Genomic DNA, 13,709 nt, shown 5'->3' on the forward strand with positions numbered 1-13,709 from the left:
TCTAAGGTTAAAAAGAATTTTAAATTAATTGATAATCAATTTCTTTAAAATTTTGCCTTCAGCATTTTGAGACATTACAATATACAAACCTTTTTCTAAATCATTGGTAGAAAATAAGGTATTTGGTTCAAAATTTCCTTTAAACTCTTTTACTTGCTTTCCATTTACATCAAAAATAATCACTTTTGTTGCTGGTATAGATAAGCTAAATGAATCTTTGGCTGGGTTTGGATATAGTGATACAGAATCATCTAAAAATATATTTTCTGTAGATAAAACAGCTGCTTTATTACCATAAACCTTAAATTCTCCTGGAGCTAATGATATTAAATTATTGGTATTTGTTACATTTAAAGTAGCGTTGTCATCCAATAAATCATACCAAGTACCTGTTTGTTGAAATACAGGATTGATATTTTGAGTGGTTATACCAAAATTACCAATCACATTTATGTATTGAATATCTGAAGCAGAAGCATTTGATAATTGAATTTTCTTTAATCCGTTTGAATTTGAAGCATCAATGGTAAAATCTGAGGTTTTAAAAATATCATACTTTAATTTTAATTGAATTAATTTGCTCCAAGTATTGTAAATGGCTTTTCGATTTTCATCATCAAAATAGTTCCAAAGAATTGGTTTATTACCCGTTCTTCCATTTTGGTTTATGCTAATATCATACCCAAGTTCACCAAATTGCCAAATCATTTTAGGACCAGGAACCGTAAAGTAAAAAGCTCCTGATAACTCCATTCTACTTAATGCAGTTTCTTCATTCTTTATGTTGTATCCACCATTCGATTTTCCGTTTGTAATGGCTGCATACGTTAGTCTTTCTTCATCATGACTTTCCATATAACTTACATTTGCAGGTACAGACCATCCTCTATTTTTATAAGAAATCCAATCAAAATTAGAGGCACCACTTGTATTCTCACCAATAGTTGCATTAGTATAATTTCCATGATGATTTCCCCAAACCATAATTCCTTTACCTTCGTTTAATCTGTAGTTAATCCATTTGGTTTCTTCAGAATTTGGACCTAAATGTTCGAAAATAATGTAGAATTCTGGATCTATTTCCCATTGATAATCTGCATATTCTTTTAGTATTTCAACTCTATCTGTTTGTTCAGAATTGGTACAACCTTCATCACCCAAACAATTTTGAGTAAACCCTTTTGTTAAATCCCATCTGAAACCATCAACTTTGTATTCTTCAATTAAGTATTGAGTGGTTCTCTTTACATAATCTTTTACACCTTGTTTTTGGTGATTAAAATCATTAAAAACGCTATAACTATGTGTAGCAACTACATTAAAGAAAGGGCTATCTGCACTTGCTTGGCCTTGTGTGCCTCCATTGTCTGTATTATACATTCTATAAAAAGGATGTTGACCTGTTGCATGGTTGTAAACTACATCTAAGATTACAGCTATTCCTCTTCTATGACATTCGTCTACTAATTGTTTAAAAGCAGTTCTAGAGCCATAATATTTATCTACAGCCATATGAAATGAAGGATTGTATCCCCAAGAAAGGTTGCCATCAAATTCATTAATTGGCATAAATTCTATAGCATTAATTCCTAATCCTTGTAAATAATCCAATCTTGCTTTTACAGCATCAAAGCTATGAAGTTCATCAAAATCACGAATTAACAATTCGTAAATAACTAAATCTGTTTTTGCTGGTTTTGTAAAATTGGTAGTTTGCCAAACGTATTCAGCTTCACCAGTTTTAAAGAAACTTACAGCATCTGTTGTAGCGTTTGTAGGATATGAAGGTAAATCTGGATAGGTAGTACTATCTATATAAATATCTTCTGTAGGATCTAGAATTTGAGTAGAGTATGGGTCTGCTATTCTAATTTTAGCATCAACTAAATATTGATACATGTGATTTGTTTCTGGGTTTAAACCTGTTAGTTCAATCCAAAAACGGTCTTTGCTACTGTCTTTTTTTAGCAAATAATTGTTATCTATTTCCCAATTATTAAAATCGCCAATTACATGCACAAACTCCTTGTTTGGAGCATATAAAACTAGTGTAGCTTTAGTGTTGTCAGTTGCATTAATTGTTAAGCCATCTTTAATGTCTAATGGTAATGCAGCTTCTGTAACTGTTGGTTTTACAACCAAATTAAATTCTTTGGTTTGAATATCTCCATTATTGTTTGCTTCTAATACAAATGATGTATTCTCTGTTGGTATTAACGAAAAGCTGTAAGATGATAAATTCATTTGCTGATCAATAGAAACTCCATTAGCCTTTAAATTGAAATTAGCTGCTAAAGATGTTGTAGCAGTAATTTGAAAGTTAGTACCACTTTCTATAATTGAAGTTGTTTCAGTTGGAGCTGTTAATGTAATTTGAAATTTACCAACATCATACAATTGGTCTTGAGATTTTTTATCTCCATCTCCATTTTTGGCTTTTACTAAAAAACCAATTCTACCAATACCAGTTCTATTGTAAAGAGTAGTAGGAGTAAAGCTTATAGAATAAGTTCCATTACCATTATTTGTTAGTTTTTGAGCTTCGTTAGAATTGGTCCAACTACCATTGGTTGGAGAATCTGCAATATTCTCAAAGTTTGAATCGAAAGACCAGGTCCATAAATAAATGTCTGAAACACCCCAAGTTGCAGGGTTTACATTAGATACAGTAATTGTTATTTCATCTGTTTCATCGAAAGTACTAGGAGAAACAGCAAAGGTTGCATTTTGCACTTGGCTTAATCCAATTGATGAAATAAAAAGAAAAAGAATGTATATGTTTTTTTTCATAAGAATTTAATTAAAAAATAAGAGCTATCTGAATAGATAGCTCTTAAAAATTTTAAAAAGAATATTAATTTTTGGTATATGTTGGTGCATCTGGGTTAGAGAAATCTAACACAAAAGAATAAGTACCAGCAGTAGTATTTAAATTACCACCATTTAATTCTAATACTCCATCACCATCAGAATCTCCATAATTAGTTCCCCAATCATTATTAGATCTGAATTTGTATTCACCATCTATTAAAGTAACGTTTTCTAAAATCCAAACATCATTAAATGGTTTAGACCAGTCTCTTTTAAACTGTGCATCTGGAGAAGCACCCCAATCATTATAAGCACCACCTACAAGACCCCAAACATTTGTAACAGGTTCTAAAGTATATGTTAAGTCTTTAAAGTTTACTGTAGCAAAGTAAGTACCAGCAGAAACAGCAATGTTTGCTCCTCCAGGATCCATAGTTCCATCAACTCCATCATCTCCCCAGTTATTACCCCAGTCATTGTTTAATCTGAATTTCATTTCACCATCTACAAGAGTAACTAATCCTCTAAATACATCAGAAAAAGGATCGTATTCTAACATTAAATCTGGAGTTGCACCCCAATCATTAGCTGCAGAACCAACAATACCTAAAGAAAAGTTTTCTATTGAATATGTGTTGTTATTTAAATCTAAACCAATTTTATAAGAACCTGCACTTACAGGAATGTTACCTCCATTAGATGTTACATCACCACCTGTAGCACTATCACTACCTAAGTTATTGCTCCAGTCGTTGTTTTCTCTAAATTTAAATTCACCATCGATTAAGTTTACGTAAGCCACTAAAACTCCATCAACATCTGTTTTAAAGAAAGGTAAATCTGGAGTTGCACCCCAATCATTTGCTGCAGAACCAACAATACCCCAAGTAGTAGATAAATCTAAAACTGTTAAATATGTAGTTACATTTACGGTTACAGTTTCTGTTATTCTTTCTAAAACAGTACCTGAAGCAGCGTCTGTAATTACAGATCTTAATCTCATTTCTAAATCTCCAGAAGCATCAACTGCAATTCCAGATTGTATAGCAACTGCATTTAATTGAGAATTTGTTATAGAAATAGCATTCATATTTCTAACTGCACCAACTTCAATTGCATCTACAAATGATGTATTTGGTGTTGCAGCTTCTAAAGTATAGTCTATATCAATAGCTAAAGTAGAATCTAAAATAGGATCATCCCAAGTTACATTTACAGCTTCTAGATCGTTGTTATCTAAAGATAATACAAAGGAATCTCCATCAGAAATACTTGCAAAGGTAGGAGCGTCTACAGGATAAGTTGTTACTAATAATAATATAGAATTAGAAGTATTACCACCTGATTGAACTCTCATGTAAACTGCAACATCTCTAAAGTTGGTTACACCTGCATTGTTAATTGCGTCATTAAAGTCACTTACAGTCATTGAGAAATTACTATTGGTAGTAGTTCCTAAAGTAATAGGGCTTACAAATTCTGCATCAGTAGCCATTTCTACAGTATAATCTGAACCAGCATTAAGTTCATCTTGCCAAGAAATTGTAAAGGCAGGATTGCTAGGAAGTGCAAAGTTTAAGAATACACTACTAATTCCTGGTGTATCTAAAGTAAATGCAGCATCTGGACTTGTTAATGTTAAGCTATCTTCCACTTCACAAGAACCTAATAATAAGGTTAATGAAAGTAGGAGGAAACTTACTCTTTTTAAATATTTTTTCATTTTATAATTTTTAATATTTGTTTATTATAAGTTTAAAGGAATTAAAATATAACGTCCTGTTAGGTCATTAAACCAAACATCGTAATCATCCTCTACAATAACTGGTATTGCATCACCTCCATTTGCAGCTACTCCTGAAAAAGAAGAAGAGCTACCCCAATTTGCACCACTGTCTGTAACAAAAGATACATCTCCAGGAGTAAGTCTTACACTATTTGCATACCATAAATGACCATCAAAAGATAATTGATTCATAGTTACGTTTGCTGTACTAGATCCTTGTAATGTTAATGAAGCAGGACTTGTAATTCCTGAAGCATCAAAACTATCAAAGCTAAATGTGTTACTTGCAAAATTAATTTTAAATGTATAGAAACCTTCTGGTATTCCATCTCCACCTGCGTAAGGAAAACGTTCTGGATCAGAACCACTACCTAAATTAGCACCAACTTCTCCTGATGATGTTCCATCAGGATTTTTAGAAGCACTATCTGTACCATATTGTGGTTGCCATAAACCTTTAGTTGATAACACTTTGAAATGTCCATTTCCTGCAAATTTTCCAGTATAATAATATACATTACTATCACTAGCATCTCTAAAAAGAGCTGGGTTGTTGTTATTGTTTTCCCAACCTGGAGCTGTTGCATCTCCTACTAAATAAAAATCATTGAATGTGTAGTTGAAATATGGATACACTCTAAACTGAATTGTATTTGAAACAGCGCTTTCTGAGTTTTGCGAACCTAAAGTTGCAATTACTCTAGTATATAAAGTAGCCCATTCAAAAGGGTTTAAGCCAGCATTACCTGCTGCTGAGTTTACTTCGTTTACAGATAAAGTAACAGAAGATCTACCTGTAACAGTAGCTGCTACTACTGGTGAAGTAAAAGCCTCATCCATAGCAAATTCTATATTATAATTTATAGAAGCTTGTTGCCCATAATCTGCTTCCATCCAATTTAAGGTTACAGCTGGATTGTTCGTATTTACAGCATCTAATTCTAGGTCTGTAAAACCAAGCTCTGCCAATGTTGGAGGAGTTGGATTTGATATAGTGAATAATTCAGAATTATCATCACATGAATTAAAGATTAACATAAATAATCCAATAAATGTAATTGCTGAAAATCTTTTTATATTTTTCATCATTTGTAATTTATTTAATAGTTAATACCCAGAATTCTGAGTTAAATTTGGATTAGAAGCTAAACTTGCAGAAGGAATAGGGTATAGGTTTAAGTTACTTGGTAAAGCAATACCATTTGTACCATTTCCTTTCCAAACCCAGTTGTAAGCACCTCCTGTAAATAAGCCATATCTAACTAAATCTTGTCTTCTATGTGCTTCCCAATGTAATTCTCTAGATCTTTCATCTAAAATAAAATCTAAAGTAATATCAGAAATTGTTAAATTATTCTGAGGATTGTTAGCTCTACTTCTTAATGAGTTAATATATGCAGCAACATCTGCATCATTGGCTCCAGCTCCACCTCTTAAATGTGCTTCTGCATACATTAAGTAAACATCTGCCAATCTAAATAATGGGAAATCTGTATCTACAAAAGTTTGATCTACTCCAAAACTTCCTGTAGAAGTTGCATTTGAATATTTCTCTAAAATATATCCTTGATCTCTGTCTGAAATATCTGTGATTTCAATATCTCTACCAGTAGAAATGATTGTATTTCTAGTATCGTTATTAAAGATGCTTGGCTCAAAAAGTAAAGCTAATTGCTTTCTAACTCTTAGAGCTCCACCCCAACCACCAGCACTTACTCCTAATGGTGCACCATTGGCTTCAATGCTTCCTACAGAACCATTAATCATAACTGTAGTTGGACCAAAGTTTTGTGTAAAAGTTCCATCAGAAATTAAAGGGAAAATAATTTCGTTAGCAGCAGAGTTTGTATTGTTATCTGCCATAAAATTATGTAAATAATTAGAAGCTAGTGTGTAACCACCACCAATAATTTTGTTACAGTAATCTATACACTCAGTGTATTTGTCTTGACCAATATATACTTCTGCATTTAAATAGATTTTTGCTAAAATCATCCAAGCAACACCCTTACTAGCTCTTCCATGCTCTACAGCCATTGGATCTGCTAAATCAGCTTCAATTGCTGTTAATTCTTGTTCTATAAAATCGAACAACTGAGCTCTATCATATACTATAGATTGTTGGTTGATAGCATCGTCTTCCGTTAAAAAGTTTGCTTGACCAAAAAGATCCATCATGTAGTAGTAAGACATTGCTCTTAATAATCTTGCTTCTGCTCTGTAAGCTGTAATTTCAGTTCTTGTTGCTGCAGAAACATTTCTTTCATCTAATTTGGCATCAGTTGTTTCTCTTAAGAAATTGTTAGCAAAAGCAATAGTAACATGACTTCTACCAAACATTCCTAAAATAATAGGATCATCTGCATTCCATATATTTCTCTGAATTTCACGTGTTCCAGGGTCATTTTCATAAGACCAAATCATTTGGTCTGCAGAAAGTGTTTGTAAGTATAATAAAACTCTACCAAACTGACTTGTACCAGCATCTAAACCATCAATATTAGAAGAACCTGGGCCATCTACACCTGTTAAAGAAAGGTTTGCATAAACACCTGCAAGTAATTCTTTATAAGCAGTTTCGTTGGCAAAGAAATCTTCACCTAACAAATCTTGATCATCTTGTGGAGTAATATCTAAATCACTAGTACAAGAAGATAGCGCAATTACCAACACCAAAAGGAACGTTGAAATTTTGTCTATTTTAAAAATTCTTTTCATCATTAATTCTTTATTAATTAAAATTTAATATTTGCACCTACCAAGAATGTTCTTGGTCTAGGGTAATTTGTATTATCTATACCATTACCAGCTAATTCAGGATCTAACCCAGAATAGTTTGTAATTGTAAACACATTTTGCATACCAGCCCATAAACGAATGCTATTTGATGCAAATTTTTTGATTGGTCTATCAAAAGTATATCCTAATGTTATATTATCCATTCTTAAAAAAGAAGCGTTTTCTAAATAATAGTCAGATATAATAACGTCTGATGTACTGTTAAAGTTAGTTTCTAATACTGATGTTGGAATGTTTCCTAAAACAGCATTGTCTTGTAATAAATCGTATTGAGCTAAACTAGAATTAACGTTGTTGTAAACATAGTTACCAACACTTGCTCTTAAGTTAAATGCTAAATCGAAATTTTTATAGTTGAAGTTAGATTGGAAACCAAACGTAAAATCTGCTTGAGGGTTTCCTTTTAAGTATCTATCTTGAGTATTGATGATTCCATCTCCATTTAAATCTGCATAAGCACCTTCTATTGGAGCACCAGAAGTATCATATAATTGTTTAAAAACATAGAATGAATTTGGTGCAAAACCTTCTCTAAATAATTGAATAAAGTTTCCTGTACCACCTGCAATTCCTCCTACAGTGATATCTTGACCTAAAGCTAATTCTTTAATTTCTCTGTCTAAATAAGTAGCATTAAAATTAAAATTCCAGTTAATATCTTCTGATCTAATTAAATCTGCGTTTAAAGAAAATTCAAGACCATTAACTTGTAAGTCTCCAATATTCTGTAATACTCTGTTGGTAAAGTTAGAACCATCTGCAACAGGTGCATCAGAGATTAAGTTTGTAGAGTTTTTCTGGAAAGCGTTGATAGAACCCGTAAATTTGTTGTCAAATAAACCAAAGTCTACACCTACTTCTATAGTAGCAACATCTTCCCAACGTAAATTACTTCTTTCAGAAGGAATAGTTGATTGAATTGGGTTACCACCAAAAATATATCCTGAACCTTGGTTTCCAAAACGATATCTGTCTAAGTATAAGTCTCCACTAATACCTTCTTGCTGTCCATTTAAACCATAACTTGCTCTTAATTTTAAATCAGAGAAAACTTTGCTGTCTTTCATGAAATCTTCATCACTAATTCTCCAAGCTAAAGCAGCTCCTCCAAAATCTCCCCATCTATTTTCTGGTCCGAATCTAGAAGTACCATCTCTTCTGTAGTTTAATGTTAGTAAGTATTTCTCATTAAACGTAAAGTTTGTTCTACCTATAAAACCAATTAAAACAACTGGTGTGTTTGTATACGTTGTAAACCCAGCATCATTAGGATTTCTAAGGTTTCCTGTATTGTTTCCAGAACCATTAAATGATTGGTAGTTGTAACCAACCATAGCATCTAATTTAACTTTACCAAACGTGTTGGTGTAGTTTAAATAAGCATCTAAGTTCTCATTATTAAATTCATTTAAGAATGACCCTTCTGCACCTACAAATAAATCTGTATAGTTGGCAGGGCTATTTAATGGATTAAAGAATGATCCTTCTTGGGTAGATTTATCGAAACCAACTAAAAAAGTTGCAGTTACTTCTGGTAAGAAATGTAACTTATAATCTACTTTAAAGTTACCAAACTGTCTAAATGTATTAGAAGTATTGTTGCTTTGTAATAAAGCAGCAACAGGGTTTCTTGTTCCATTTTGAATTAAAATACCTCCAGGAGTTCTGTTAATGTGCTGATAAAAGCCTCCAAAAGGAGAAGATGCATCATATACAGGTTGTGTTGGGTCATATCTTAAAGCTGCATTTATTTGACCTGCATCTGCAGATCGAGAATTTACAAATGCTCTATTATAGTTTAAGCTAACTTTTAAATGATCATCAAAAAATGATGGATTCATTGATAAAGAAACGTTCGCTCTATCAAACTGAGAGGTTAATATATTACCTTCTATTTCAGAAAAGTTAACAGATAATCTTGTAGGAATTCTGTTAAAAACCTGACCTCTTACACTTAGGTTATGCTGAGTAGAAACAGATTTCTGTAAAACTTCATCTTGCCAGTTTGTGCTAGCAGCGCCTAATAAACCAACATCTTGTGGTCTTTGTTGTGCAATGATGTTTCTGAATTCATCTGCGTTAAAAACATTTATTCTGTCTTTAATTTCTCCAAATGCAACTTGAAAATCGTAATCTAATGAATATTCACTTCTACCTTTTTTGGTAGTTATAATTATAACCCCATTTGCACCTCTAGAACCATAAATAGCTGTAGCAGAGGCATCTTTTAAAACAGAGAAAGACTCTATATCATTTGGGTTAATACTAGATAGGTTAATACCTGATAATGGTAATCCATCAATTACTATTAATGGATCATTAGAAGCGTTAAGAGAAGATCCTCCACGAATTCTAATTTGAGATCCAGAACCTGGTGCCCCACTTGTAGTAATGTTTACACCTGCAACCCTACCACTTAATAAGTTTTCTGGAGTAACAATGTTACCTTTAGTAAACTCTTTTGCAGTAATTGCCTCTACAGATCCTGTAGCATCTTTAACAGTAGTAGTACCATAACCAACAACTACAATTTCTTCTAATTGTTCAGATGATTCATCTAATAAGACTGTTAAATTAAAGTTAGTACCAAGAGTAACCTCTTTATTGGCATAACCTAAATATCTAAATACAAGTACGTCACCAGTATTTACTCTTTCAATACTAAAGTTCCCATCAAAATCGGTTTCTGTACCTCTTGTTGTTCCTTTAACTACCACACTAACACCAGGTAAAATTTCTCCTGATGATTTTTCTTTTACTACACCTTTTACAGTTTGCTGAGCAAACGTTGCAAAAGACGTGGATAAAAGAATTCCAATTAACAATAATTTAAATTTTTTCATGTATAATTTGTTAAATAATAACTGTAAATTTGATTTGCTTAACAATAAATTTACATTCCACATAGTAAATATATGTTACAGGGAGGTATTTCCAAGAAACTTTAACTTACGAAAACGGTTTCGTGTTGACAACTTTTTTGTTGTAAAAATCATTAGATTAGCAATAAATACAGATCAATTATTTTTTATCAATAAAGAATGAAGCAAAAAATTACCATAAAAACAATTGCCAAAGAATTAGGGGTAAGTACATCAACTGTATCAAAGGCTTTAAAAGATAGTCATGAGATTAGTAAGGATACTAAAGAAAAGATTCAGGCTTATGCTAATTTATACAACTATAAACCCAATCATTTAGCACTACAATTAAGAAATCAAAAAACGAAAGTTATTGGGGTAATATTGCCAAAAATTGTACATCATTTTTTCTCAACAGTTATTAGTGGAATAGAGGATGGAGCTAATAAAAAGGGCTATAATATTATGGTCTGTTTTTCTAACGAATCTTATAAGAAAGAGGTAGAAACTTTAAAGGTATTATCTAATGGAAGTGTAGATGGTATAATAGTTTCTGTTGCTGGTGAAACATTGGAGAACAAAGACTTTAATCATTTTAAAGGTTTAGTTTCAGAAGAGATTCCATTTGTTTTATTTGATAGGGTTGTAGACGAAATTTTATGTGATAAAGTAGTGGTAGATGATGTAGGAGCTGGTTATAAAGCCACTAATCATTTGTTAGAAAATGGGCGTAAAAATATTGCATTAATCACTACACCAAATCATGTAAATGTAGGAGCTTTAAGAAGACAAGGATATGAAAAAGCACTTATAGAGCATTACATTAAAACTGATAGAGATATTATTGTAGAGATTGATGAGAAAAAACCACTAAAACCTCAAATAGCAAAAGTATTTGAAAAGGAGATAGATGGCGTTTTTGCTGTAAATGAAATATATGCTGCAAATGCAATGAGAATAGCTAAAGAGAGAGGTTATACTGTACCAAAAGACATCTCTATAATAGGTTTTACAGATGGATTAATCTCAGAATATTCATCACCTTCTATTACTACTATTGCACAACATGGATTTACAATGGGACAGCAAGCAGTTGATTTATTAATTCAGCGAATAGAAAATGAAACTGCCGATTTTAAACCGAAAAAAATAGTGATTTCTAGCGATTTGAAACTCAGAGAATCTACGAAAACGTTATAGTAGTCTTTTTTTATACTTTTTTGTTACGAAACCGTCGTCGTAAAATTATAGTGCTATTTTTATCAACTATTTAAAAAAAACATATATTTGTTGCCATATTAAGATTTATCAATAAGTTTCATTCCACACTTTTAATAATTGATAAGTCTAAAAACTTATCGTAACGAATTAATAATTACGATAATGCAAAAGCGTAAACTAAGTTTTTGGCAAATTTGGAACATGAGTTTCGGATTTCTAGGAATACAAATGGGCTTTGCCCTACAAAATGCAAACGCCAGTAGAATTCTACAAATTTTTGGAGCAGATGTTCACGAATTGTCTTGGTTTTGGATTATAGCACCTTTAATGGGTTTAATTGTACAACCAATTATAGGTTATTATAGTGATAAAACATGGGGTAAATTTGGTAGAAGAAAACCTTACTTTCTAGTAGGAGCTATTTTAGCATCTATAGGTTTAGTCTTAATGCCTCAAGCAGATATCTTTATCGCGTTTCTTCCAGCTCTTTGGGTTGGTGCAGGTTTTTTAATGATAATGGATGCTTCTTTTAATATTGCTATGGAACCTTTTAGGGCACTAGTTGGCGATAATTTAAGAACAGATCAAAGAACAGCTGGTTTTAGTATACAAACTGCTTTAATTGGTTTTGGTGCTGTTATTGGCTCTTGGCTTCCTTATGCTTTAACTAATTGGTTTGGTGTTTCTAATGAAACATCTTCAGGATTAGTGCCTTCAAACTTATTATGGTCTTTTATAATAGGAGCCATAATTTTAATTTTTTCCATTTTAGTAACAGTTACCACTACAAAAGAATACTCACCAGAAGAATTGGCAAGTTTTGATAATGAATCTGTAGAAACTGAAGAAGATAAAGTAAACTCTAGTTTAATGGACATTTTTGAAGACTTCAAAAAAATGCCTGTTACTATGAAACAACTTAGTTGGGTACAATTCTTTTCTTGGTTTGGCCTTTTTGGTATGTGGGTTTTTGCAACACCAGCAATAGCACAACACATATATGGCTTAGAGTTTACAGATAGTTCTAGTAAAACCTATCAAAATGCTGGTGATTGGGTTGGAATATTATTTGGAATATACAATTTAGTATCTGCCTTTTATGCATTTGCTTTACCTTACATTGCAAAAAAAATAGGTAGAAAGAAAACACATGCAACATCGTTAATTATTGGAGGTTTAGGGCTTTTATCAATTTATATAATGCCAAATGAAAATTGGTTAATTATTTCTATGATAGGTGTAGGTATTGCTTGGGCAAGTATTTTAGCAATGCCATATGCAATTTTAGCAGGTTCTATTTCTGCCAAAAAAATGGGAGTTTATATGGGGATTTTCAATTTCTTTATAGTAATACCACAAATTATCAATGCTTTAATTGGTGGCCCATTAGTTAAATACGCTTATAATAACGAAGCAATTTTTGCTTTAATGATAAGTGGAGTTAGTTTCTTAATTGCTGCAGCTTTAGTCTACAAAGTAAAAGACGTAGACGATGCAGTACAAACAGTTTAAAAGTAAAATGAAGAAAGGATTTATTTTTGATTTAGATGGTGTAATCGTAGACACTGCAAAATACCATTATTTGGCTTGGAAAAAGTTAGCCAATGATTTAGGTTTTGAATTTACAAAAGAGCAAAACGAACTTTTTAAAGGTGTAAGTAGAAAACGCTGTTTAGAAATTTTATTAGAAATTGGTAATAGAGAAGCAACTCAAGAAGAGTTTGATACTTGGATGATTGAAAAAAATATTGATTATTTAAAGTATATAGAAAATATGGATGCCTCTGAAATTTTATCAGATGTACCAAAAGTATTAGAATACTTAAAACAAAATAACATACCAATTGCATTAGGTTCTGCTAGTAAGAATGCAAGACCTATTTTAGAAAAAGTAGGTTTATTACCTTATTTTGATGCAATTGTAGATGGTAATAACGTTACCAAAGCAAAACCAGACCCAGAAGTGTTTTTATTAGCTGCAACTCAATTAAATGTTAAGTCGGAAGATTGCGTGGTTTTCGAAGATGCAGTAGCAGGTGTTCAAGCAGCAAACGCAGCTAAAATGACTAGTATTGGTATAGGAGATAAGAATGTGCTAAATGAGGCACAACATAATTTCAATGATTTTACAGAAATCAGTATCGAATTTATAAAAGATTTAATAGAAAAATAAAAAGTTTTAAGAGTTTGATAATTTTAAAAACACAAGCTCTTTCCCTCTAAAAATAAAG

The 13,709-nt window shown here is 31.9% G+C and carries 8 protein-coding genes; 3 read left to right on the forward strand and 5 right to left on the reverse strand.

The window, feature by feature from the left end; all coding sequences use genetic code 11:
- Positions 1-24: 24 nt before the first annotated feature.
- From LPB302_RS00430 to LPB302_RS00450, 5 genes are all read right to left on the reverse strand, one after another.
- Positions 25-2,790, reverse strand: a complete 2,766-nt coding sequence (locus LPB302_RS00430) for an alpha-amylase family glycosyl hydrolase (protein ID WP_053974388.1) — start codon at positions 2,788-2,790, stop codon at positions 25-27.
- 64 nt (positions 2,791-2,854) lie between these two features.
- On the reverse strand, positions 2,855-4,534 hold the full coding sequence (locus tag LPB302_RS00435) for a SusE domain-containing protein (RefSeq protein ID WP_053974389.1): 1,680 nt from the start codon (positions 4,532-4,534) through the stop codon (positions 2,855-2,857).
- Positions 4,535-4,558: 24 nt separating this feature from the next.
- On the reverse strand, positions 4,559-5,686 hold the full coding sequence (locus LPB302_RS00440; RefSeq protein ID WP_053974390.1) for a SusE domain-containing protein: 1,128 nt from the start codon (positions 5,684-5,686) through the stop codon (positions 4,559-4,561).
- Between the two features lie 18 nt (positions 5,687-5,704).
- On the reverse strand, positions 5,705-7,318 hold the full coding sequence (locus LPB302_RS00445) for a RagB/SusD family nutrient uptake outer membrane protein (protein ID WP_340780757.1): 1,614 nt from the start codon (positions 7,316-7,318) through the stop codon (positions 5,705-5,707).
- Between the two features lie 14 nt (positions 7,319-7,332).
- Positions 7,333-10,239 (reverse strand): SusC/RagA family TonB-linked outer membrane protein, encoded by a 2,907-nt coding sequence (locus LPB302_RS00450; protein ID WP_053975333.1) that lies wholly within the window; start codon positions 10,237-10,239, stop codon positions 7,333-7,335.
- 198 nt (positions 10,240-10,437) lie between these two features.
- On the opposite strand from LPB302_RS00450, the gene LPB302_RS00455 reads away from it, so the two are divergent.
- From LPB302_RS00455 to pgmB, 3 genes are all read left to right on the forward strand, one after another.
- Positions 10,438-11,457, forward strand: a complete 1,020-nt coding sequence (locus LPB302_RS00455; protein WP_053974391.1) for a LacI family DNA-binding transcriptional regulator — start codon at positions 10,438-10,440, stop codon at positions 11,455-11,457.
- A gap of 183 nt (positions 11,458-11,640) precedes the next feature.
- Complete coding sequence (locus LPB302_RS00460) at positions 11,641-12,990, forward strand: MFS transporter (protein ID WP_053974392.1); 1,350 nt, start codon at positions 11,641-11,643, stop codon at positions 12,988-12,990.
- Positions 12,991-12,997: 7 nt separating this feature from the next.
- Positions 12,998-13,651 carry a beta-phosphoglucomutase gene (gene pgmB / locus LPB302_RS00465; protein WP_053975334.1) on the forward strand — a complete coding sequence of 218 codons (654 nt, stop codon included), beginning with the start codon at positions 12,998-13,000 and terminating at the stop codon, positions 13,649-13,651.
- The last annotated feature ends 58 nt before the right edge of the window (positions 13,652-13,709 follow it).

Origin of the sequence: Polaribacter dokdonensis (genome assembly GCF_024362345.1) — a bacterium.
Taxonomy (GTDB): domain Bacteria; phylum Bacteroidota; class Bacteroidia; order Flavobacteriales; family Flavobacteriaceae; genus Polaribacter; species Polaribacter dokdonensis.

Excerpts from the sequence above, each read along its gene's own strand:
- LPB302_RS00450 (WP_053975333.1), bottom strand. The coding sequence starts at position 10,239 with ATGAAAAAATTTAAATTATTGTTAATTGGAATTCTTTTATCCACGTCT.
- LPB302_RS00460 (WP_053974392.1), top strand. The coding sequence starts at position 11,641 with ATGCAAAAGCGTAAACTAAGTTTTTGGCAAATTTGGAACATGAGTTTC.
- LPB302_RS00445 (WP_340780757.1), bottom strand. The coding sequence starts at position 7,318 with ATGATGAAAAGAATTTTTAAAATAGACAAAATTTCAACGTTCCTTTTG.
- LPB302_RS00440 (WP_053974390.1), bottom strand. The coding sequence starts at position 5,686 with ATGATGAAAAATATAAAAAGATTTTCAGCAATTACATTTATTGGATTA.
- pgmB (WP_053975334.1), top strand. The coding sequence starts at position 12,998 with ATGAAGAAAGGATTTATTTTTGATTTAGATGGTGTAATCGTAGACACT.
- LPB302_RS00455 (WP_053974391.1), top strand. The coding sequence starts at position 10,438 with ATGAAGCAAAAAATTACCATAAAAACAATTGCCAAAGAATTAGGGGTA.
- LPB302_RS00430 (WP_053974388.1), bottom strand. The coding sequence starts at position 2,790 with ATGAAAAAAAACATATACATTCTTTTTCTTTTTATTTCATCAATTGGA.
- LPB302_RS00435 (WP_053974389.1), bottom strand. The coding sequence starts at position 4,534 with ATGAAAAAATATTTAAAAAGAGTAAGTTTCCTCCTACTTTCATTAACC.